Source organism: Pseudomonas sp. Z4-20 (assembly GCF_051131955.1).
GTDB classification, from domain to species: domain Bacteria; phylum Pseudomonadota; class Gammaproteobacteria; order Pseudomonadales; family Pseudomonadaceae; genus Aquipseudomonas; species Aquipseudomonas marvdashtae.
The window spans coordinates 3,172,529-3,194,194 of sequence record NZ_CP071641.1; the positions used below are offsets into that span (position 1 = coordinate 3,172,529).

At 60.0% G+C, this 21,666-nt stretch carries 19 protein-coding genes; 5 read left to right on the top strand and 14 right to left on the bottom strand.

What is annotated here, in order from left to right; genetic code table 11:
* Positions 1-16 precede the first annotated feature (16 nt).
* The 9 genes from tpx to J3P82_RS14385 form a co-directional block, all read right to left on the bottom strand.
* On the bottom strand, positions 17-517 hold the full coding sequence (tpx, locus tag J3P82_RS14345) for a thiol peroxidase (RefSeq protein ID WP_434557427.1): 501 nt from the start codon (positions 515-517) through the stop codon (positions 17-19).
* A 106-nt stretch (positions 518-623) separates the two neighbouring features.
* Complete coding sequence (locus J3P82_RS14350; RefSeq protein WP_434557428.1) at positions 624-1,295, bottom strand: DUF3313 domain-containing protein; 672 nt, start codon at positions 1,293-1,295, stop codon at positions 624-626.
* A 92-nt stretch (positions 1,296-1,387) separates the two neighbouring features.
* Positions 1,388-1,882 (bottom strand): hypothetical protein, encoded by a 495-nt coding sequence (locus tag J3P82_RS14355; protein WP_434557429.1) that lies wholly within the window; start codon positions 1,880-1,882, stop codon positions 1,388-1,390.
* A gap of 266 nt (positions 1,883-2,148) precedes the next feature.
* Positions 2,149-2,946 carry a transglutaminase family protein gene (locus tag J3P82_RS14360; protein ID WP_434557430.1) on the bottom strand — a complete coding sequence of 266 codons (798 nt, stop codon included), beginning with the start codon at positions 2,944-2,946 and terminating at the stop codon, positions 2,149-2,151.
* Positions 2,943-3,893, bottom strand: a complete 951-nt coding sequence (locus tag J3P82_RS14365; RefSeq protein ID WP_434557431.1) for an alpha-E domain-containing protein — start codon at positions 3,891-3,893, stop codon at positions 2,943-2,945. The genes J3P82_RS14360 and J3P82_RS14365 overlap by 4 nt, the downstream gene beginning before the upstream one ends.
* 3 nt (positions 3,894-3,896) lie before the next feature.
* The gene (locus J3P82_RS14370; RefSeq protein ID WP_434557432.1) at positions 3,897-5,306 is read right to left on the bottom strand and encodes a circularly permuted type 2 ATP-grasp protein; all 1,410 of its coding nucleotides are present in this window, start codon (positions 5,304-5,306) and stop codon (positions 3,897-3,899) included.
* A 624-nt stretch (positions 5,307-5,930) separates the two neighbouring features.
* Positions 5,931-7,964 carry a TonB-dependent siderophore receptor gene (locus tag J3P82_RS14375; protein ID WP_434557433.1) on the bottom strand — a complete coding sequence of 678 codons (2,034 nt, stop codon included), beginning with the start codon at positions 7,962-7,964 and terminating at the stop codon, positions 5,931-5,933.
* 241 nt (positions 7,965-8,205) lie between these two features.
* Positions 8,206-9,975, bottom strand: coding sequence for a sodium:solute symporter family protein (locus J3P82_RS14380; protein ID WP_434557434.1), 1,770 nt, complete (start codon positions 9,973-9,975; stop codon positions 8,206-8,208).
* Between the two features lie 11 nt (positions 9,976-9,986).
* Positions 9,987-10,253, bottom strand: coding sequence for a DUF4212 domain-containing protein (locus J3P82_RS14385; protein WP_434557435.1), 267 nt, complete (start codon positions 10,251-10,253; stop codon positions 9,987-9,989).
* 242 nt (positions 10,254-10,495) lie between these two features.
* Here J3P82_RS14385 and J3P82_RS14390 point away from each other — a divergent pair, with 242 nt between their 5' ends.
* Positions 10,496-12,292 carry a methyl-accepting chemotaxis protein gene (locus tag J3P82_RS14390; RefSeq protein WP_434557436.1) on the top strand — a complete coding sequence of 599 codons (1,797 nt, stop codon included), beginning with the start codon at positions 10,496-10,498 and terminating at the stop codon, positions 12,290-12,292.
* Positions 12,293-12,527: 235 nt separating this feature from the next.
* Here the strand turns inward: J3P82_RS14390 and J3P82_RS14395 are convergent, their stop codons facing one another.
* Positions 12,528-12,725 carry a YbdD/YjiX family protein gene (locus tag J3P82_RS14395; RefSeq protein WP_003201656.1) on the bottom strand — a complete coding sequence of 66 codons (198 nt, stop codon included), beginning with the start codon at positions 12,723-12,725 and terminating at the stop codon, positions 12,528-12,530.
* Positions 12,726-12,740: 15 nt separating this feature from the next.
* Positions 12,741-14,801, bottom strand: coding sequence for a carbon starvation CstA family protein (locus J3P82_RS14400; RefSeq protein WP_434557437.1), 2,061 nt, complete (start codon positions 14,799-14,801; stop codon positions 12,741-12,743).
* Positions 14,802-15,039: 238 nt separating this feature from the next.
* Here J3P82_RS14400 and J3P82_RS14405 point away from each other — a divergent pair, with 238 nt between their 5' ends.
* From J3P82_RS14405 to J3P82_RS14415, 3 genes are all read left to right on the top strand, one after another.
* Complete coding sequence (locus J3P82_RS14405; protein WP_434557438.1) at positions 15,040-16,401, top strand: cache domain-containing protein; 1,362 nt, start codon at positions 15,040-15,042, stop codon at positions 16,399-16,401.
* 31 nt (positions 16,402-16,432) lie between these two features.
* On the top strand, positions 16,433-17,065 hold the full coding sequence (locus J3P82_RS14410; protein WP_434557439.1) for a response regulator: 633 nt from the start codon (positions 16,433-16,435) through the stop codon (positions 17,063-17,065).
* Positions 17,066-17,180: 115 nt separating this feature from the next.
* Positions 17,181-17,972: a transporter substrate-binding domain-containing protein gene (locus J3P82_RS14415; RefSeq protein ID WP_434557440.1), complete on the top strand. Its 792-nt coding sequence runs from the start codon at positions 17,181-17,183 to the stop codon at positions 17,970-17,972.
* 76 nt (positions 17,973-18,048) lie between these two features.
* On the opposite strand, the gene J3P82_RS14420 is transcribed toward J3P82_RS14415, so the two are convergent.
* Genes J3P82_RS14420 through J3P82_RS14430 form a run of 3 tightly spaced genes read right to left on the bottom strand, consistent with a single transcriptional unit; the run spans position 18,049 to position 20,959 of the window.
* Positions 18,049-19,068, bottom strand: a complete 1,020-nt coding sequence (locus J3P82_RS14420) for a TRAP transporter substrate-binding protein (protein WP_434557441.1) — start codon at positions 19,066-19,068, stop codon at positions 18,049-18,051.
* A 56-nt stretch (positions 19,069-19,124) separates the two neighbouring features.
* The gene (locus tag J3P82_RS14425; protein WP_434557442.1) at positions 19,125-20,405 is read right to left on the bottom strand and encodes a TRAP transporter large permease subunit; all 1,281 of its coding nucleotides are present in this window, start codon (positions 20,403-20,405) and stop codon (positions 19,125-19,127) included.
* Complete coding sequence (locus J3P82_RS14430; protein WP_434557443.1) at positions 20,402-20,959, bottom strand: TRAP transporter small permease; 558 nt, start codon at positions 20,957-20,959, stop codon at positions 20,402-20,404. Before J3P82_RS14430 ends, J3P82_RS14425 begins: the two co-directional genes overlap by 4 nt.
* A 448-nt stretch (positions 20,960-21,407) precedes the next feature.
* On the opposite strand from J3P82_RS14430, the gene J3P82_RS14435 reads away from it, so the two are divergent.
* Positions 21,408-21,596, top strand: a complete 189-nt coding sequence (locus J3P82_RS14435) for a phage infection protein (protein WP_434557444.1) — start codon at positions 21,408-21,410, stop codon at positions 21,594-21,596.
* Positions 21,597-21,666 lie beyond the last annotated feature (70 nt).

Below are 21,666 nucleotides of genomic sequence, written 5' to 3' on the forward strand. Positions count from 1 at the left end.
CTTTATTTCTGAAGACTTATTTCAGAGCAGCAAGCGCGGCGTCGTAGTTCGGCTCTTCAGCGATTTCCTTGACCAGCTCGCTGTGCAGCACGGTGTCGTTTTCGTCCAGCACGACCACGGCACGAGCAGTCAGGCCGGCCAGCGGGCCGTCGGCGATGGCAACGCCGTAGTTCTCGATGAACTCGGCACCGCGCAGGGTCGACAGGTTCTGCACGTTTTCCAGGCCTTCGGCACCGCAGAAACGCGCTTGGGCGAATGGCAGGTCGGCGGAGATGCACAGCACCACGGTGTTTTCCAGATCGTTGGCCTGGGCGTTGAACTTGCGCACGGAGGTGGCGCAGGTTGGGGTGTCAACGCTTGGGAAAATGTTCAGCACCTTGCGCTTGCCGGCGAAATCCTTCAGGGAAACGTCCGACAGATTGCCGGCAACCAGGGAAAAGGCTGGCGCCTTGGAACCGGCTTGTGGCAATTGGCCGTTGACTTGGACAGGGTTGCCTTTGAGGGTGACTTGAGCCATGAACGGATTCCTTCTGACAGGTTTGAAAATGGTGAGGCCGGAGTTAACCATGAAATGGTGCTCCGACCTATGCCTGCACACAAAAAGTCACGAGTCACGGAGCCTGCTATTTAGCCTTGAGCTGCAAATATGACTGATGCAGATCCGCCGCCCAGCCATCGATGACCCCTTTGACATCATCGGGCTTCATGACCTGGGCCTCGTTCGACAACGGTTTACCCGTGCCCTTGCGCACCACCTGGGCGACCACCGCGTTATTGCCACCGTCGAGAAACACCGCTTCGGTGCCCAGCGTGGTCTCCTGGTCGCGAATGCCGCTGGCGGTACTGACCGCGGCGGCCACCAGGGCGATCGGAATCACTTCATAAGGCTTCAGCCCCTCGGTCTTGCTGCTAACCGCGGTGATCGCGGCCCGCACCACCAGGACACCCGGACCGGGGCTGGTCGCCAGCGGCAGCGACTTGCCGGCTTCACGCTTGAGCGCCTGGTCGTAGTAACTGGTGATACCGGCCAATGTGGCCGACGGAATCTTCACCGTCGGTTGCGGCTTGGGGTAGAGCTGTGTCGGTTCGATATAAATGCTGGAGTACTTGGCCAGATCGATATCGGGATCGACCCAACGCATCACCTCGGCTCCCGACGGCGATTTTTCTTCCTTGAGCCGACTGTAGTCACCCAGGAAACCGGAATATTCATCCGGCTGGGTGACCTTGCTCGAGCAACCCGCCAAGGCGAGCGAGGCAATGCAGACGGTGCCGATCATAGACGCAAACTTCATGCTGTCACTCCTGTAAGCCACACCGGACGGGGGCAGGAACTACAGGTATAGCCAATGAGCAGGTTTTTGCCTGCGCGGGACAGAAGAAGTGTTCAGCCTCGCTCGCGCGGTATCAGGCTCTGTAACTGCTGGGCGAGAAAACCCGCATCGAAAACGAACGTATCCGGATCCTTCAACCCGTTGGTCCGACGCCATTGCCACTGTGTCGATGGCGGTTGGCAAACCAGGGAAATGCTGCCGTGGCGGGTGGCGGTCAGGCCAATGATCGACAAGGAAATCAACCCACCCGCGCCCATCACATCCGGCACGAACTCAACCGGCTTGCCGGTGATGGATAACGTCAGCTTCTGGGTCTTGAAACCGGACGTTTCGGCAGGAACACTCGGCCCATGAGCGACATACGCCTCACGACGCAATTCCAGAAGGTTTGGCGCCATGACCGGCGCCAACCACTGCTCGATTTGCCCGTACAACGCCTCGATCTGCTCAGCCCAGACCGCGGACTGGGCCTGGTGTAGTTGCTTCTTGTGCGCTTCGCTGTCGGCGTAATGACGAAGCATCTCGCCCAATTGCTGTACATCGTCCATGCGCTGTTCCTCGATTAAGGGCGTGTTGCGAAGCGCGATGATGACAGGTTCGCAGCTTTTGTGGCGAGGGAGCTTGCTCCCGCTGGGTTGCGAAGCGACCCCAAGCCGTTGAATGTGTTCTGCCTGATGGACCGAAGCGCCTGGTTTCAGGGCTGCTGCGCAGCCCAGCGGGAGCAAGCTCCCTCGCCACGGTTTGGGGCTACGCAGTACGTGGCTCCATGGGAGGTGGTTTGCTCGCGATGAAACCTCAGGCTTCAACCATTGAATTATTGATGCTGCACCTGCACCATCGAACTCACCTGCACCCGCGCGTGCATCTGCTCCGCCCCGCCGCCGCGGCGCATGCCGCGCACCGGGCAGGCGTCGAGGTAGTCCAGGCCGACCGCCAGTTTCAGGTGTCGGTCGGGGCGGATCAGGCGGTTGGTCACGTCGAAGCTGTACCAGCCGTCGCCCAGCCAGGCTTCCGCCCAGGCGTGGCTGGCCAGGTGGTTTTCATCTTCGGTGCACAGGTAGCCGGACACATAGCGCGCCGGTACGCCCAGGCTGCGGGCGCAGGACACGAATGCATGGGTATGGTCCTGGCAGACGCCCGCGCCACCGGCAAACGCTTCGGCGGCGGTGCTGCTGACGGCGGTTGTACCGGGGCTATAGGGCATGCGCTCGGCGAGGCCGTTCATCAAGTCGGACAGCGCCGAACGATCACGCCGTGCTCCGCATTGGGCAACGGCAAAAGCGCTGAGGTTGTCATCAATCTGCGTCAGGTGGCTGGTGCGCAGGAACGGCAGCGGCGATTGGCTATCGGGTTCCATTTCCACCGCCTGGTGGATTTGCACCTCACCGTAAGCAGTCAGCACCAGGGCGCCGTGGGGCTCGTCCATGGTCATCACATGCAGAATATTCCCGTAAGGGTCGAGCTGGCTGCGCACCAGGCGCGGCAATTCCAGGTGCCATTGCAAAATCCGCTGGCGCTGGCTGTCCTTGGGGGTGAGGCGAAGGAACTGGATGCTGGTGCAGACTTCATCGGTGTAGCTGTAAGTCGTGTCATGGCGTATGGACAGTTTCATACCACCTCCAGATAGGACTCGTGAACAGTCTGGCCCAGATGACGGATCTGGCCGATGAGCTCGGTCAGCCACTGATGCAGGCCCGAGGCGAGGATTTCATCGATCCCCGAATAGCGCAGCCGCGCATTCAGCTCGGCGGCCAGGCGCTGGGCCGGACGGCCATTGTTGCCCGGCAGGCTGGAGAGGATATGGTCCAGTTCTTCGATGCAGGCGTGCAGCGAGCGCGGGACGTCGGCTCGCAGCAGCAACATCTCGGACACCTGCTCGGCATTCGGCGCGTTGCGATAGATCTCGTTGAACGCTTCGAACGAAGACAGCGCGCGCAACAAGGCACTCCATTGATAGTAGCCACGGGCCGAATTGTCGCTGACCTCCTCCGACTCCTCGCCGAACATTTCGTAGCGCGCGTCCAGCAGGCGCAAGGTGTTGTCGGCCCGCTCGATGAAGGTGCCAAGGCGAATGAAGCAATAGGCGTCGTTGCGCATGATCGTGCCCGACGTCGCGCCACGGAACAGGTGCGAACGCTCCTTGACCCATTCGCAGAAATGGCTGATGCCGTAGCGGCCCAGGCCGTTGCTGGCGATGTTGCGCATCTCCAGCCAGGTGGCGTTGATGTTCTCCCACATGTCGGCGGTGATACGCCCGCGCACGGCATGGGCATTGGTTCGCGCGGCACGCAGGCAGCTATAGATACTGCCGGGGTTGGTTTCGTCCAGCGCAAAAAAATGCAGCATGCGCTCGCTGTTGAGCGCGTCATAACGGGCGTTGTAGTCGTCCAGGGTACCGGCCGCCAAAAGCGACATCGCCAGCTCGGCGTGCCCGTCGCTGCGCCCGGCCTGGGGCATCAGCGACAGTGAATAACTGACTTCGAGCATGCGCGCCAGGTTCTCGGCGCGCTCCAGGTAGCGGGACATCCAATAGAGGTCAGAAGCGGTTCTTGAAAGCATGTCTTAATCCTCCACTACCCAAGTGTCTTTGGTGCCGCCGCCCTGGGACGAATTCACCACCAGCGAGCCCTCGCGAAGGGCCACACGGGTCAGGCCGCCGGGTACCAGGCGGGTTTCCTTGCCCGATAGCACGAACGGACGCAAATCGATGTGGCGCGGGGCGATGCCGCTTTCGACAAAGGTCGGGCACGTCGACAGGCTCAAGGTCGGTTGGGCGATGTAGGCTTCGGGCCTGGCCTTGAGGCGGGCGCGGAAATCTTCGATTTCCGCTGCGGTGGCGGCAGGCCCCACGAGCATGCCGTAGCCCCCGGAGCCCTGGGTTTCCTTGACCACCAGATCGGGCAGGTTGGCCAACACATGGGACAGATCCTGCGGTTTGCGGCACTGCCAGGTGGGCACATTCTTCAGGATCGGTTCTTCGGTGAGGTAGAAACGGATCATCTCGTCGACATAGGGATAGATCGACTTGTCATCCGCCACGCCAGTGCCGACCGCGTTCGCCAATACCACGTTGCCGGAGCGATAGACTGCGACCAGCCCGGGCACACCCAGCATGGAGTCAGGATTGAACGACAGCGGATCGAGATAGGCATCGTCGAGGCGACGGTAGATCACATCGACCTGCCGGGGACCGGCGGTGGTGCGCATGTAGACGTGGTCATCGCGCACGAACAGGTCCGCACCTTCCACCAATTCGACGCCCATCTCCCGGGCCAGGAAGGCATGTTCGAAATAGGCACTGTTGAAACGCCCCGGGGTGAGCACCACGGCGGTCGGATTTTCCAAGGGGCTTGAGCTTTTGAGGGTATCGAGCAGCAAATTCGGATAATGGTCGATGGGCGCCACGCGCTGGGCTGCGAACAACTCGGGGAACAAGCGCATCATCATCTTGCGATCCTCGAGCATGTAGCTCACGCCACTGGGCGTACGCAAGTTGTCCTCCAGCACGTAATAGCTGCCATCGCCATCGCGAACCAGGTCGACGCCGGCGATATGGGCGTAGATGCCACGGTGCAGGTCCAGGCCTTGCATCGCGATCTGGTAACCCTCGTTGGCCAACACTTGCTCGGCCGGAATGATGCCTTCCTTGAGAATGCGTTGCCCGTGGTAGATATCGGCCAGGAACATGTTCAGGGCCTGGACACGCTGGATGCAGCCGCGCTCGACCATCTGCCATTCGCTGGCCTTGATGCTGCGGGGAATGATGTCGAACGGGATCAGGCGCTCGGTGCCCTGCTCGTCGCCATAGAGCGTGAACGTAATGCCCGCCCGATGGAACAGCAGGTCGGCTTCGCGCCGGCGTTGCTCCAACAGCTCCAGCGGCGTGTCCGCCAGCCAGCGCGAGAAAGCTTGGTAATGCGGGCGGCAATCACCCTTTGCGTCATACATTTCGTTGAAAAAAGCGTGGGGCATAGCCAACTCCCAGCCGTGTCGTACACGGCATTTCTTATTACGTCGTCATTCCACCAAGTCTGGCCTTGCCTTGTTTTTATGAGCCCTGTTTCTCTGAACACCTCGTTAGGCATGGGTCTCTGATTCAGGCCTTTGCGTCTGGATGACGTGCGCCCCCTTGTATTTACGTCTCGAAGACCTCGTTGGTTCGTTCTACCGGAGCCGAAGCAAAGGCTGTGCCTAAGTCCCATGGATTGAAACAATGCTGGAAAAAACGTCGCAGGACGATGAAAAAGCGAAATTTATTTTCAATTTCGCGACGCAAGCGCGTTTGAGGCCTGAGACCTTTTTTTCGAATTGCCGCGACTTGGCGACAAACGGGTCGAATCGGTGCAACGAGACGGGACGGCAACATTAAATGCCCTGAAAAGGGGAAATTTATACCCATTCACTGTAGGCAAGTTTTATCTGTGGCGAGAAGAAGAAATCCCTGGAGCTGTTTAACCCGCAGGCGGTGCTGGCATTTCGGTGGGATAAACCGGCGCTGCTCGTGACAGCGAACTAAAGAAAGTGACCCGCGAAAAAAATGCCCGGCCTTTGAAGTCCGGGCATTTTCGTTGGTACCTTCTGATCAGAACGTCACGATTAAAACGTCACGCTGGCGCTCAACCTGGCGGTACGCGGCTCGCCGACGTTGACCATCAACTGGCTGCCGGTGGACGACGGGTAGTACTGCTTGTCGAACAGGTTGTCGACGTTCAGCTGCAACGAGGTCTTGTGCCCGAACACCGGCGATTCCCAGCGCAGGAAGGCGTCGGCAACGGTGTAGCTGCTGAGCCAGAAATCGTTGGCGGCATTGGCGGCCCGCTCGCCGACGTAACGCGCGCCGGCACCGGCATGCCAGGCGCCAAATTCGGCGGGCACGTTCAGGTGATGGGACAGGTACAGGCTGGCGGTGTGTTTGGGGGCGTCGGGCAGGCGGTGACCTTCGTTCCTTGGGTCATCCAGAATCTCGGTGTGGGTATAGGCGTAGGTGCCGATCAGGTCCCAACGGTCGGCGAGGCGACCGGTGATGTCGAGTTCCAGGCCCTGGGAGCCGACTTTGCCGGCGGCCTCGGAGACATCGTCAACGGTGGTCACGACGTTCTTTTTGACGATATCGAACAAGGCAAGATTGATGTTCAAGCCCGGCAGCGGATCGTATTTTGCGCCGATCTCGTAGCTGCGACCTTCTTCCGGTTTGAAGGTTGCAAGGTTTTTATCGACGGTATCGTTCGGCTTGAACGAGCGGCTGTAGTTGCCATAGAACGATAGCTCCTCGGTAGCTTTATAAACGAGGCCCAGGAACGGCACAAACGCATCGCCGTTGTCGTCGCGAACTGTTACAGGCTTAATCGACCCCTGTTTGCTGAACTGATCGTAATGCTGATAGCGCCCCCCAAGCACTAGAATCCAACGATCATCCAAGTGCCAGTTGTCCTTCAGATACACCGAACTGGAGGTCAGTTTGTTGCTCAAGTTGCTTTGCACAGCATTGACTCTGCTCGGCTCTCCCAATCCACCGTACACCGGTGCCGCGGGGTCAAAGCCTGCTTGGAAAGCTCCACGAAAGGTCTTGCCACGAAACTGATCGGAGACCTGGTTATCAACGCCGATCAACAGGTCATGACGCTGGCCGAACAGTTCCTGTTTGCCAATGAAATCCCAACTGGCGTAGCGGGTTTCATCGTCATAATGCGCGCCATTGGCGGCACGCTGAAGGACATTGCCGGACATACGCGGCTGCGCAAGCGAAAGACTGTATCGGTCATTGTTCCAGCCATAAGTCACGCGGGTTTTCCAGGCATCGCTCAGCTCATATTCGAACCGCGCGGTAGCCGTCTCACGAATCCCCACACTTTTGGCCCAAGGTTCATCCATGCGCTTGTCATAGTCGATGTCGGCCGGATGCCCATCGGTGAATATCGTCCCGCGGTCAAACGGATTGGAATATTCGTTGTACTCATAACTCAAATTCAACGAAGCTCGCTCGCCGGTCCAGGCCAAAGACGGTGCCACCAGGGTGCTTTCGTTGACCCCGTAGTTGCGCCAGTAATCCTCATGGCCGCGCTCGGCGACCAGGCGATAGGCCAAGCCGGTGTCGCCCAGCGGCCCGGTGGTGTCCAGGGCCATGGTGCCGCCGCCTTCGCTGTAGGCGGAACCGCTCAATGTTGTGCTCTGAACGTATTCGGGCTTCTTGCTGATGACGTTGATCAACCCGCCGGGCTCCAGCGCGCCGTAGAGCATCGACGCCGGGCCCTTGAGCACTTCGACCCGCTCGGTGGTGGCGCTGAAGTTGTGGCCCAGGTTCGAGCGCACACCGTCGCGCAAAATCGAGCCGTCGTCATTGGTGCCGAACCCGCGCTTGACCAGCGAGTCCCGGGAGTTGCCCAGGGTGTTGCCCTGGCTGACGCCGCTGACGAACTTCATTGCCTCATCCAGCGAGCGTACCTGGTAATCGGCCAGCGTTTGCTGGGTCACCACGTTGATTGACTGCGCCTCCTCCTTGATCGGTACATCGCTCTTGCTCGCCGTGCTGGCTTGCGATGCCGTGTAGCCTTCGTCCTGAATGATCCGACTGCCTTGCACATCCGTGGTGGGCAGTTCGAGAGCGTCCTGCGCCCTCAAGGGGCTGGCCATGAAACAGCAGGACAGCGCGGGTAAAACACATTTGACGAGGGCATTGCGGTAAACGAGAGGGGTGGAACGATTCAAGACGCTGCACTCTGGAGGGAGGGAATGTGAATGAGAGTGAATATACTTTGAGAATTATTCCCAGTAAACACTTTCGCCTCAAGGTCACCCCATACAAACAAGGGCGCCGGATCACTCCGGCGCCCTTGTTTGTTGTTCCCCCATTCAGTGGCGGGCTTGCGACCGGTCAGTGGTCGATGGCGGCACCGGCCCCTCTCGGTACGCGGATGTCCTCGACCAGGTGCTGGATGTGCTCCGGTGGCGGCGCGGTGAAGCGTGACACCACCACCGCAGCCAGGAAGTTGAGGAGCATCCCCAAGGTGCCGATGCCTTCAGGGGAAACACCCAGCCACCAATGCTCAGCGGTGTTCATCGTCGGGTTGATGAACTTGAAGTAGACGATGTAGGTAAATGTGAAGGTCAGCCCGACGATCATCCCGGCGATGGCGCCTTCGCGGTTCATACGTTTGGAGAAGATCCCCATGACAATGACCGGGAAGAAGGAAGACGCCGCCAACCCGAAGGCGAACGCAACCACCTGTGCAACGAATGCCGGGGGATAGATGCCGAATAATCCGGCAATCAACACCGCCACGCCGGCGGCAATACGTGCCGCGAGCAACTCTTGCTTTTCGTTGATCCTGGGCATGATGTTGCTTTTGAGCAGGTCATGGGAAATCGAGGTGGAGATCACCAGCAACAGCCCCGCTGCCGTCGAAAGCGCCGCCGCCAGGCCACCGGCGGCGATCAATGCGATCACCCACCCCGGCAGACCGGCAATCTCAGGGTTGGCCAAGACCATGATGTCGTTGTCGACATACAGTTCGTTGGCCACCGGCGAGACCTGGTTCTTGAGCAATCGCTGCTCATGTGCGCCGCGCTCGCCGGTAAAACTCGGCGCGCCAACCAAAGCCGCCCCCGGGCCGTATTGGATGATGCCGTCGTTGTTCTTGTCCGCCCACGCAATCAGTCCGGAATTTTCCCAGGCCTTGAACCAGCTCGGCGCGGTGGAGTAACTGATATTGGGGATGGACGTCAGCAGATTGGTGCGAGCAAAGGCCGCGACGGCCGGTGCGGTGGTGTAGAGAATGGCAATGAACAGCAATGCGTAGCCCGCCGACTTGCGCGCATCCCGTACGGTGGGCGTGGTAAAGAAACGCACGATCACATGGGGCAAGCCCGCAGTCCCGACCATCAGCGCCATGGTGATGAAAAACACGTCGGTGGTCGATTTGGTGCCGTCGGTATAGGCGGTGAATCCCAACTCGGCGCCCAGGCCATTCAGCCGTTCGATCACGCTCTGCCCCGAGCCGGTCACTTCGCTGATGAAGCCCAACTGCGGTATCGGATTACCGGTGATCATTATCGAGATATAAATGGCCGGCACCATGTAGGCAAAGATCATCACGCAATACTGCGCCACCTGGGTATAGGTGATGCCTTTCATGCCGCCCAACACCGAATAAAAGAACACGATGGCCATGCCGATCATCACGCCGGTGTTGATATCCACTTCCAGGTAACGGGAAAAGACAATGCCCACACCGCGCATCTGCCCCGCCACGTAAGTAAAGGAAATGAAAATCACGCAGATCACCGCCACCACCCGCGCCGTCTGCGAGTAATAACGCGCACCGACGAACTCGGGCACGGTGAACTTGCCGAATTTGCGCAGGTACGGCGCCAGGCACATCGCAAGCAGCACGTAGCCGCCCGTCCATCCCATCAGGTAGACCGAACCGTCATAGCCGGCAAAAGCGATGATCCCCGCCATGGAAATGAACGAGGCGGCCGACATCCAGTCGGCGCCCGTGGCCATGCCGTTGAGTACGGGATGTACGCCTTTACTGGCAATGTAGTATTCACTGGTGGAGCCGGCCCGCGTCCAGATTGCAATGCCAATGTAGAGGGCAAATGAGGCGCCGACGAACAGGTAGATCAGGGTTTGGGTATCCATGCTCATCGGCCTCAGTCTTCGTGAACGTCATATTTGCGATCGAGCTGATTCATCTTCCAGACATAGAAGAAAATCTCGACCACAAAGACATAAATGGACCCTTGCTGGGCAAACCAGAACCCCAAGGGCGTACCAAAGAAGCTGATGGTATTGAGTACATCAACCAGCAAAATGCCGAAGCCGAACGACACCAAGAACCAGATGGCTAGCAGCACCAGCATCCAGCGTAGGTTTTCCGTCCAGTAGGCACGCGCAGCCTGTTGCTTTTCAGTGGACATGGAGGGGCCTCCCGTTTTGTTTTTATTGTTTTCCCTTTCAAACCGTAGCAGTCGCTGGGCAAGGCGCTAGTACGACTTTCGTCTAATCCACTGCTACTGGTATTGACATCCCTGTCCCATCGCCTGCAAAGCCCATGAACAGCAGAATTACCGAAGTGATATCAAATAGCCCAAATGTACTAAAGCTTTGGCGCTATCGGTCGAATGTATGCCATCGAATCTTTTTTTTCCCTGGAGCAGTGATGCAGACGTTAAAGGCCTTGTACGAGTCTATCGAAATGCAGTTTTTCGATACCCTCACGAAAAAGCTTTCAAGCCTTTTCCTGCTGGTGCTGGTCAGTGGTCTGCTGTATTGGGTGGCCCTCAGTGCACGCGCCGACATTGTCCTGCAGTTGCGCACCGCTCAACTGGATGGCGCTTTGCTGGGACAAATCGAAGATCGGCTCGACAGCCTCACCCATGCCCTGCTCTTCGGCGCGTTCCTGACGCTGGGCATGATCAGTTTCATGGTCTGGTACTTCCGCCACCTCATCGTTCGTCCGGTTATCACCATGACCAAGGCCCTGGAAGAGATCGCCAATGGCGAGGGCGATTTGTCCAAGGACCTGCCGCTGGTGACCCACGACGAGATCCGCACCCTGGCCGCGACTTGCAACCGCTTCCTGGCCAAGCAGCGCGAGATCATCAGTAACGTCCAGGCATTGACTGTGCACATCGCCGTCGAGTCGGCCCGCTCGCTTAAGAACATCAGCGACTCCAGCGACAGCGCTACCCACCAGGCACGCTTCGCCAAGGAAGTGATGGACCAGAGCAACACCGCCGTGGGCCGTATCGAAGAGGTCTCGCGCCAGACCCAGGGTATTTCAGGGACCACCGCGCAGAACCTGAGCATGGCCCGTGATTCCTACGCCGAGCTGCTGGAAGTGACCGGCAACATCAGCGAGATTTCCACCAGCCTCGGCGAATTCGCTACGCTGGTGGACGCCTTGAACCAGCGCTCCTCGAGCATCAAGTCGATTGTCGGCCTGATCCAGCAGATCTCCGCCCAGACCAACCTGTTGGCCCTCAACGCCGCCATTGAAGCGGCGCGAGCCGGGGAAAGCGGCCGTGGTTTCGCCGTGGTGGCCGATGAAGTGCGCACCTTGGCGCAGAACGTCAGCCGCGCCACCGACGACATTTCGCGCAACATCGACGCGATGCTCCAGGAAGTCAGCTCGACCCACCAGCAGACCACCCAGATCAGCCACAGCGCCCGGGAAACCCAGAAAGTCGTGGAGCGCGCGTCTGGTCATTTCGAAAGCATGATCGTCGACTTCGAATCCACCAACGGCAAGCTCGCCGACATCGCCGACCACATCCAGCAGTTTGCCGACACCAACACCGGCATCAACGAACGGGTCACCCAAATCCACGCCGATAGCCAGTCCATCGACCAGCGTATGCAGCAATCGGCGACGGCTACTCGCGACCTGTCCGGCGTTGCTGAAAAGGTCCAGACCTTGTTGGGTCGCTTCGTGCTCGGCCATGGCAAGCTGGACGCCGCCATCACCCGCGCCAGCCAATGCCGCGACACGCTTCAGGTGCGTCTGCAGGCGTTGCAAGACGAGGGCCTCAACCTGTTCGATCAGAGTTACAAACTGGTTCCGGGCACCGATCCCAAGCAATACCTGACCAGCTACACCGAGCGCTTTGCCCGGGCCTGCCAAGAGGAATGCGACAAGCTCACCCGCAGCACGCCGGGCGGCAAGGTCTCGTTCATTGTCGATACGAAGGGCTATTGCCCGGTCAACAACAGCTGGGTTTCCAAGCCCCCGACCGGCGACCGCACGGTGGACTTGCCGGTGTGCCGCAACAAGCGGATCTTCAACGACCCGATCGGCCTGCGCGCGGCGGGCAACGTCCAGCGCTTCCTGCTCCAGACCTACCTGCGCGACACTGGGGAAATCATGACCGAGATCGACGTACCCTTCTTCTTCGGCGGCCGCCACTGGGGTAACTTGCGGGTGGGCTTCGATGCGGCGGTGTTGTTGGCGGACTGATTCATAAAGCAATCAAGCCAGACAACTGCCCCGTGGCGAGGGAGCTTGCTCCCGCTCGGCTGCGCAGCAGTCGCAAAACCGGCCGATGCGGTCGGCCTGAAGAAACGCTGGGGCCTGCTTCGCACGCCAGCGGGAGCAAGCTCCCTCGCCACAGGGGATTTGTGGCGTATGCAAACCTTGAGAACCCCAGAAACAACTGTGGGAGCTTGCTAGCTCCCACAGGATTTACCTCAACTCAACAACACTTGGGCCCACCCTTGCCACCGTAACGGGCCTCCTGGCGTTCGCGGAAGAACGCCTCGTAGTCCATCAGCGGTTTATCCGGGTGCTTGGTTTGCATGTGCTCGACGTAGTTGTCGTAGTCGGGCATGCCGACCATCAGGCGCGCGGCCTGACCGAGGTATTTACCGAGGCGACTCAAGTCATTGAACATCGTTGCAATCCTCGATCAAGCGTCCGGCAGGGCCTGGAATGGCGCTTCTTTGTCCGTGCGTTCTTTCGTGCCCCAGGCGGCGATGCCGACCTTGAGCGCGTAGAACAGGATGCTGAAGACCACGAACAGGAACAACACCGTCAGCGTTGCGTTGGTGTAGGCGTTGAACACCACGTGCTGCATCTGCTCGATGCTCTTGGCCGGGGCCAGGATCTGGCCGGCGGCCAGGGCATCGTTGTATTTGCGCGCCAGGGCCAGGAAGCCGATCGCCGGGTTGGCGTCGAACAGCTTGATCAGGCCTGCGGTGGTGGTGCAGATCAACAGCCAGCTCGCCGGCAACAGCGTGACCCAGACGTAGCGCTGGCGCTTCATCTTGATCAGCACCACGGTGGCGAGCATCAGCGCGATACCGGCCAGCATCTGGTTGGAGATGCCGAACAGCGGCCACAAGGTGTTGATGCCGCCCAGCGGATCGATCACGCCCTGGTACAGCAAGTAACCCCACAGCGCGACGCAGCCGGCGGTGGCGATCAGGTTGGCGGTCCACGATTCGGTGCGCTTGAGGGCCGGCACGAACGAGCCGAGCAGATCCTGCAGCATGAACCGTCCGGCACGGGTGCCGGCGTCCACTGCCGTCAGAATGAACAGCGCTTCGAACAGGATCGCGAAGTGGTACCAGAACGCCATGGTGTTCTCACCCGGCAACACCGAGTGCAAGATCTGCGCGATACCCACCGCCAGGGTCGGCGCACCGCCGGCGCGAGCCAGGATGGTGGTCTCGCCGATGTCCTTGGCCACCGCTTGCAACGCCTCGGGGGTGATTGCAAAACCCCAGCCGCTGATGGTTTGCGCCACGGTCACCACGTCACCGCCGACGATCGCCGCCGGACTGTTCATGGCGAAGTACACGCCCGGCTCGATCACCGAGGCGGCGACCATCGCCATGATCGCCACGAAGGACTCCATCAGCATGCCGCCGTAGCCGATGTAGCGCGCGTTGGTTTCGTTATCCAGCAGCTTGGGCGTGGTGCCCGAGGAGATCAGCGCATGGAAGCCCGAGACCGCGCCGCAGGCGATGGTGATGAACAGGAACGGGAACAGACCGCCCTTCCACACCGGTCCCGTGCCGTCGGTGAACTGGGTCAGCGCCGGCATTTTCAGCTCGGGCATGGTGACCAGGATGCCGATCGCCAGGGCGATGATCGTGCCGATCTTGAGGAAGGTCGACAGGTAGTCCCGTGGCGCCAGGATCAGCCACACCGGCAGCACCGCGGCGACAAAACCGTAGCCGATCAGCATCCAGGTGATCTGGATCCCGGTAAAGGTGAAGGCCTTGGCCCAGACCGGATCGGCGGCAATCTGCCCGCCCAGCCAGATCGAACCCAGCAGCAACAGCACGCCGATGAGCGAGATTTCACCAATGCGGCCCGGGCGGATGTAGCGCATGTAGATGCCCATGAACATCGCGATCGGGATGGTCGCCATCACCGTGAAGATGCCCCATGGGCTCTCGGCCAGGGCCTTGACCACGATCAGCGCCAGCACCGCGAGGATGATGATCATGATCAGGAAGCAGCCGAACAGCGCGATGGTGCCGGGGATGCGGCCCATTTCCTCGCGCACCATGTCGCCCAGGGAGCGACCGTTGCGGCGGGTCGACAGGAACAGGACCATGAAGTCCTGCACCGCACCGGCCAGCACCACGCCGGCGATCAGCCAGAGCGTGCCGGGCAGGTAGCCCATCTGCGCCGCCAGCACCGGCCCGACCAACGGCCCCGCGCCGGCAATGGCCGCGAAGTGATGGCCGAAGAGGATGTGTTTGTTGGTCGGGACATAGTCCAGGCCATCGTTGTTGAGCACGGCGGGCGTGGCCCGGCGCGCATCGAGTTGCATCACGTTGTTGGCGATGAAGAGGCTGTAGTAGCGGTAGGCGACCAGGTAAATGGCCACGGCCGCGACGACGATCCAGAGGGCGTTGATCGGCTCTCCGCGGCGCAAGGCCACGACACTCAGCGCACAAGCTCCCAGAACAGCCACGGCAAACCAGGCGAGGTGTTTAACCAGACGGGTTGTCATTGCGTGTCTCCTGCCGATATCCAATGGATTGCGGCGATTGTTTTTATAGTGTGCCCCGGCTATTCGGAGCCGACCCAATATCCCTGCAAGCCGTCAATAAATAAATCCGCAGTACTACGTACGGGGTACCTACGTAGTACTACGTAGATGCCCGCTGCCATAGGTTTTATGCCTGCCCCATGGGTTTGGCATATGATGCCGCCATTCGCCTCCCCGCCGAGTCCGGACAGGAGTAAAGATGCTGCTCAAACACAAGATCGTCGCCCTCGGGATTTTGCCGCTGGTCCTGGCGATTGCCGTTATTGGTGCCTTGGTCATCTCGCTCAACCGCCAGCTGGGCGATCAACAGGCGCAACTGATCGAAGACAGTATCCTGGCCAGCAAACGCGCCGAGTTGAAGAACTACGTAGAAATGGCCCAGAGCCTGATCGCCCCGCTGTACGACGATGGCAAGGGCGACGCGCGGGCGCAGCAGCAGGTGCTGGAAGAACTGCGCAAGCTCAGCTTTGGCATCAACGGTTATTTCTTCGTCTACGACCGCCAGGGTCGCAACCTGATGCACGCCCGCCAATCGGAGCTGGTGGGGCAATACCTCTGGGACATGAAGGACCCTCAAGGCCTGCCCGTGATCCAGGCGTTGCTCAAGAGCGCCGAATCAGGCGAGGGCTTCCAGCGTTATGCCTGGAACAAGCCCTCCTCCGGCCAAGTGACCGACAAGCTCGCCTACGTCGTGATGTTGGATCGCTGGGGCTGGATGCTCGGCACCGGGATCTACCTGGAGGACGTCGAACGCGCCACCCAGCAGGCACGCGACGAAGTGGCCCAAGGCATCCACACCACCATGCAGGCCATCGCCGCCATCGCACTGGTGGCGGTGTTGTTGGTGTTCGCCGGCGGCATCACCCTCAATGTCAGCGAACACCGCCTGGCCGACAAGAAACTCCAGCGCCTGAACCAGCGCATCGTCAGCTTGCAGGAAGAAGAACGCTCGCGGGTGTCTCGCGAGCTTCACGACGGTATCAGCCAATTATTGGTGTCGATCAAATTCCAGTTCGAACTGGCCAGCCATGTACTCGAAAATGGCCAGGAAAACGGCCTGGGTATCCTGAAAAACGCCACGGATCGCCTGGGTGAAGCCATCGGTGAAATCCGCAGCATCTCCCACGACTTGCGCTCTTCATTGCTCGACACCTTGGGCCTGCCCGCCGCCATCGGCCAGCTCGCGGCAGAATTCGAGCAGCGCAGCGGCCTGGAGGTCGCCTACCGGAGCAACGAATTCGATTGTCGCCTGGAAAACGGCGCCCCCGTCTCGCTGTTCCGCATCGCCCAGGAAGCGCTGACCAACATCGAGCGACACGCCGGGGCGAAACGTGTCGCCATCACCCTGTTCGGCTCGGGCCAATCCTTGCGCCTGACCGTGGTCGACGATGGGATGGGCTTCAACGTCCCGCAGGTCGAACGTGGCCATACGGGGATCGGCCTGCGTAATATCCGCGAACGGGTCGAGCATTTCGGCGGACGGCTGGAACTGACATCGGTACCGGGACGAAGCGAGCTAGATATCTTGCTGCCCATGACCATGCCCGCCACGGAAAGCTGATGCGCATTCATTTCAACAAGAGCACCTGCCCATGAACCTGCCTGCGGTTATACGCGTCGCGTTGGTCGACGATCATTCCCTGGTCCGCGACGGCATCCGTGCGCTGCTGTCCGTCATGCCCCAACTAGACGTGGTCGGCGAAGCGGAGAATGGCGTGCAGGCGATCGAAATGGTGGAGCGCTGCCAGCCGGACCTGCTGCTGATGGACATCGGTCTCAAGGACATGAACGGCCTGGAGCTTACCCGGCTGCTGGGCAAGCAGTACCCCAGCCTCAAGATCCTGATCTTGAGCATGTACGACAATCATGAATACATCAGCGAATCGGTGCGCGCCGGTGCTAGCGGCTATGTCCTGAAGAATTCACCGTCCAAGGAAATCGTCGCCGCCATAGAAGCCATCATCAGCGGCGGCACTTTCTACAGCGCCGAGATCGCCCAGCGCCTCGCCACCGACCCGAACACCGACAGCGAACTGACACCGCGCGAAAGCCAGGTCCTGGCGAAAATGGCCCAAGGGCTAAACAACAAGGAAATGGCCCGGGAACTGGACATCAGCGTCCGCACCGTCGAAACCCATCGCCTGAGCATCCGCCGCAAGCTCAACATCGATAAACCCGCCGCCTTGGTGAAATACGCAATCGACCATGGGCTCATTTCCCGCTAAGCCACCCACCGCCCCAGAGGAATGACGGCTCGGCTTCGCCCTTCAGTGACAGCCCGCCGACACTTTTACTACACTCGACGGCCTAGTCCCTCCCCTTGCGAGACGTCCTATCAATATGAAAACCATAACAAGCACGATGACGTTCTGCGGCCTGCTCGCGCTCTGCGCCAGCGCCTTGGCCGAGCCAACCCCTTCGCACCTGGACCAGGTGCTGCAAAAAGGTGAACTGCGGGTGTGCACAACGGGCGACTACAAGCCCTACACCTACAAGGCTGAATCGGGCGATTACGAAGGCATCGATATCGACATGGCCCGCTCCCTGGCGGCGAGCCTGGGCGTCAAGGTGCAATGGGTGCAGACCTCTTGGAAAACCTTGATGCCGGATATGATCGCCGGCAAATGCGACATCGGCATGGGCGGGATTTCGGTGACCCTGGAGCGGCAGAAGAAGGCTTATTTCAGCAGCACCCTGGACGTCGACGGCAAGATCCCGCTGGTGCGTTGCGAGGACCAGTCGCGCTACCAGACCATCGAGCAGATGAACCAGCCTTCGGTGCGTCTCGTCGAACCGGCCGGCGGCACCAACGAAGCGTTCGTGCGAGCGTTCCTGCCCAAGGGCCAACTCGCTTTTCATGACAACGTGACGATCTTCCAGGAGCTGCTGGACAAACGCGCCGACGTGATGATCACCGATGCCTCGGAAGCGCTCTACCAACAGAAGCTCAAGCCGGGCCTCTGCGCGGTCAACCCGAGCCAATACCTGCAATACGGCGAGAAGGCCTACCTGCTGCCTCGTGACGACAACAGCTGGAAAATGTATGTCGACCAATGGCTGCACCTGAGCAAGGCCAACGGCAGTTATCAGAAAGTGATTGGGCAGTGGCTGGCGGTTCCCGGTGCACAATGATCCGTTGAAGGCATAAAAAACCGGTGGAAGCGCGCTTGGCCGCCTCCACCGGTCTGATCCAATCAGGACATCATCCTCACTGCCCAGCACGCACCTTGGCGATTTCGGCATACATCATCTTCACCAGGTCACCGTCCAGGGACTTGGCGAATTTGTCGATCACCGGTTGCACGCGCTCGCGGAAGCGATCTTTCTCGGCCGGAGTGATTTCGTTGACGGTCATTGCGCCCGCCAGCGTCGCTTTCGCCTTGTCCATGCTCGCTGCCGTGACCTCGCGCTGGAAGGTCTGCGCCTCGGCTGCCGCCGCGCGAACCAGAGCCTTTTCATCATCGTTCAGGCGATTCCAGGTTTTCTGGCTGATGATCAGCGACTGCGGATTGAAGATGTGGCCGGTCACCGAAAGGTATTTCTGTACCTCGTAGAACTTGTTGCCTTCGATCACCGTAAACGGGTTTTCCTGCCCGTCGATGGTGTGTTGTTCCAGGCCGGTGTAGACCTCGGGGAATGCCATCGGCACCGGGTTCGCGCCCAGGGCCGTGAAGGTCTCCAGGTAGATCGGCGATTGGATGACCCGGATCTTCAGGCCTTGCATGTCCTCCAGTTTCGCCACTGGATGCTTGCTATTGGTCAGGTTGCGGAAACCCAGGTCCCAATAGCCCAGGCCGACCAGGCCCTTGCTGTCCAGTTGCGCCGCGAGTTTCTGGCCGACTGGCCCGTCAATCACTGCATGGGCTTCCTCGGCGTTATTGAACAGGAACGGGAAGTCGAGCATGGCGAAATCCGCGGCCTGGGCGGCCAGGATGCCGGAGTTGAGCACGGTGATATCCAGCGTGCCGCCTTGCAGCGCCGAGACGGTCTGCACGTCGCCGCCCAGGGTTCCGCCAGGAAACAGACGAACCTTGATCTTGCCGCCGCTCTTGTCGCTGAGCAGGTCGGCGAACTTTTGCGCGCCCTGCCCTTGCGGGTGCTCCTTGACGTTCTGGAAGGCGAAACGCAAGGTGCGCTCGCGGATCTCGTCCGCGTGGGCGGCGACACTGCCCAATAGCAAGCCCGTCGCGCACGCCCCGGCCAGCAAGGTTTTCATCAGTTTTTGCATTTGAGTCTCCGATCATTATTGTTGTTAGCGTAGAGCGGTCAGGGTTGTCACTGGCGTCAACCAGTGAAGAATTTCAGCGGTCCCAGGACCAGCTGGGGGAACAGCACCAGCAAAAACAGCACGGCAAACTGCGCCAGCATGAACGGCCATACGCCGCGCACGATCTCTTCAAAGTCGAGCTTCGCCACGCCGCACACCACGTTCAGCACCGTGCCCACTGGCGGTGTGATCAGGCCAATCGCCGTGTTGATCAGAAACAGCACGCCGAAGTACACCGGATCGATGCCCGCCTGGATCACGGCCGGCATCAGCACCGGCGTGAGGATGAGAATGGTCGGGGTCATGTCCATCACCGTGCCGACCAAGATGATCAACGCCATCATCACCAGTAGCAGAAGGGTCTGGTTGTCCATGAACGGCGCCAGCAGTTCCGCCAGTTGACCGGGCAAGTCGGCGATGGTCACCAGCCACGATGAAACCATGGCCGCCGCCACCAACAGCATCACCACCGAGGTGGTCCTGGCCGAGGACAGGATCACTTCGTACAGCTGGCTGATCTTCATTTCCCGGTAGATCACCAACGACACGAACAACGAGTACACCGCCGCGACCACCGCCGCTTCCGTGGGCGTGAAAATGCCGAATTTCAGACCGAGGATGATGATCAGCGGCAGGCCCATCGCCCAGCTGCCATCGAGCAATGTGCGCAGCACTTCGGCACGGGAGCGCTTGGGTGGCGTCTCGACGATTTCGCGACGGGAGATGAACCACCAGGCGACGGCCAGCCCGGCGCCAAGCATCAGCCCTGGCACGATCCCGGCCAGGAACAACTTGGAGATCGACACGCCGGACGCCACGCCAAAGACGATGAAACCAATGCTCGGCGGAATGACCGGCGCAATAGTGCTACCAGCAGCGATCAACCCGGCCGAGCGCCCCCGGTTGTGCCCGGCCAGCACCATCATCGGCACCAGCAACGCCGCCAGCGCCGCCGCATCGGCGACGGCCGAGCCAGACAGCGACGCCAACAGGCAGGAGGCAATAATCGCCACGTAACCCAGGCCCCCGCGCTTGTGCCCAACCAGCGCCATGGCAATGTTGACGATGCGCTTGGAGAGCCCGCCGACGTTCATGACTTCGCCGGCCAGCATGAAGAACGGCACCGCCATCAGCGGGAAGCTGTCGGCACCATTGAGCAGGTTCTGCGCGATTATCTGGGCGTCGAACAGGTCCAGGTAAAACATCAGCGACACGCTGACCACCAGCAAGGCAAAGGCAATCGGCATTCCCAGCGCCATGCTGCCCATCAACGATCCCAGGAAGATGGCCAAGGTCATGGGCGGGTACTCTTGATGGTGTCAGCGATGGTGTCAGGATTGATTGCCGGGGTGTCGCTTTGCTCGACCATCACCAGCTCCTCGTCCCTGAGTTTGCCGGACAGCGCCAAGTACAGCTCGTACACCAGGATGGCGCTGGCGCTGGCACCGAACACCAGTCCTGCGGCGTAGAACAACGCCATCGACAGGCCGGAAGCCGGCGCGACCACGTCCAGGTTGATGACCGCCTGCTGCCAACTTCCACTGACTATCAGCCAGCAGATGTACAGCATCAACAGATGGCTGATGATCAGGCAAGCACGCTGGCCCGCTGGCGGCAAGCGCTTGACCAGGCTGTTCATGCCCAGGTGGGCGCGATCCTTGAGCGCCACCAGGGCGCCCAGGAAAATCATCCAGACGAAGAACCACCGCGACAGTTCTTCCGACACGCTGATGCCGGAGTTGAAGGCATAGCGCAACACGACGTTACCGAACACCAGTACGATCATCGCGACCATGCACAAGACGATCAGCAGCTTCAGCAGCTTGAAATACAAATCGACGACTTTTGTCATCTTCGAGACCTCTCGGACTTTAGGTGCCGACATTCAGCCGGCTCGCCAGTGCAGCTATTAGCGCGGGTCGCTAGCGGGTCGCTTGAGAGGTGCTGGACGTTGCTTCGGGACACGAGCAACGGCTTGATGGAAACGCGCGTGGCGCGGGTGGACGGGTACGCATCGGATGTTCCTCTTTTTTATTATGGTCACGGCCAGCTGGCGAGACGTGTTGCGACTAAAATGTACCAACCGGTTAGTTCGGTCAATACGCCAGGCGAGGTCGCCTGAAAAAACGTGCGATTATCGGCTAGGGCTGGGTGGCGACTTCGTGCCACGCATGCCTCTTGAAACGGCACCTTAATGGCAACTTAAATTTTCGGTTAGTTGCCCTGATTAAATGAACTTTGTTCAACCTGGATTTTCGCGATTTTATACATGCGCTCTTCCACTGGTTGGCGGTGTTGGCTTGTCGAATGTTGCCTCGGCGAGTGCGCAGGCCGACAGCCCGTCTGCCCAACAACTGGCCGAAGGTGGTTCCGATCGCCTGATTCAGAATCGCGTGGCTGAAGGCGGTTCTGATCGCCTGATTCAGAATCGCGTTGCCGAAGGCGGGGCCGATCGGTTGCAGGAGCTTCGCGAACGCAGCGCGGTCTGAAGGCGCTGTTGTGGCGAGGGAGCAAGCGTTTGAACAGCCAAGAAAAAGCCCCGCGTCTTTCGAGGCGGGG

Excerpts from the sequence above, each read along its gene's own strand:
- J3P82_RS14405 (WP_434557438.1), top strand. The coding sequence starts at position 15,040 with ATGCTGCTCAAACACAAGATCGTCGCCCTCGGGATTTTGCCGCTGGTC.
- J3P82_RS14360 (WP_434557430.1), bottom strand. The coding sequence starts at position 2,946 with ATGAAACTGTCCATACGCCATGACACGACTTACAGCTACACCGATGAA.
- J3P82_RS14430 (WP_434557443.1), bottom strand. The coding sequence starts at position 20,959 with ATGACAAAAGTCGTCGATTTGTATTTCAAGCTGCTGAAGCTGCTGATC.
- J3P82_RS14390 (WP_434557436.1), top strand. The coding sequence starts at position 10,496 with ATGCAGACGTTAAAGGCCTTGTACGAGTCTATCGAAATGCAGTTTTTC.
- J3P82_RS14385 (WP_434557435.1), bottom strand. The coding sequence starts at position 10,253 with ATGTCCACTGAAAAGCAACAGGCTGCGCGTGCCTACTGGACGGAAAAC.
- J3P82_RS14370 (WP_434557432.1), bottom strand. The coding sequence starts at position 5,306 with ATGCCCCACGCTTTTTTCAACGAAATGTATGACGCAAAGGGTGATTGC.
- J3P82_RS14375 (WP_434557433.1), bottom strand. The coding sequence starts at position 7,964 with ATGGCCAGCCCCTTGAGGGCGCAGGACGCTCTCGAACTGCCCACCACG.
- J3P82_RS14420 (WP_434557441.1), bottom strand. The coding sequence starts at position 19,068 with ATGCAAAAACTGATGAAAACCTTGCTGGCCGGGGCGTGCGCGACGGGC.
- J3P82_RS14350 (WP_434557428.1), bottom strand. The coding sequence starts at position 1,295 with ATGAAGTTTGCGTCTATGATCGGCACCGTCTGCATTGCCTCGCTCGCC.
- J3P82_RS14355 (WP_434557429.1), bottom strand. The coding sequence starts at position 1,882 with ATGGACGATGTACAGCAATTGGGCGAGATGCTTCGTCATTACGCCGAC.
- J3P82_RS14400 (WP_434557437.1), bottom strand. The coding sequence starts at position 14,801 with ATGACAACCCGTCTGGTTAAACACCTCGCCTGGTTTGCCGTGGCTGTT.
- tpx (WP_434557427.1), bottom strand. The coding sequence starts at position 517 with ATGGCTCAAGTCACCCTCAAAGGCAACCCTGTCCAAGTCAACGGCCAA.
- J3P82_RS14415 (WP_434557440.1), top strand. The coding sequence starts at position 17,181 with ATGAAAACCATAACAAGCACGATGACGTTCTGCGGCCTGCTCGCGCTC.
- J3P82_RS14425 (WP_434557442.1), bottom strand. The coding sequence starts at position 20,405 with ATGACCTTGGCCATCTTCCTGGGATCGTTGATGGGCAGCATGGCGCTG.
- J3P82_RS14365 (WP_434557431.1), bottom strand. The coding sequence starts at position 3,893 with ATGCTTTCAAGAACCGCTTCTGACCTCTATTGGATGTCCCGCTACCTG.
- J3P82_RS14380 (WP_434557434.1), bottom strand. The coding sequence starts at position 9,975 with ATGGATACCCAAACCCTGATCTACCTGTTCGTCGGCGCCTCATTTGCC.
- J3P82_RS14410 (WP_434557439.1), top strand. The coding sequence starts at position 16,433 with ATGAACCTGCCTGCGGTTATACGCGTCGCGTTGGTCGACGATCATTCC.
- J3P82_RS14395 (WP_003201656.1), bottom strand. The coding sequence starts at position 12,725 with ATGTTCAATGACTTGAGTCGCCTCGGTAAATACCTCGGTCAGGCCGCG.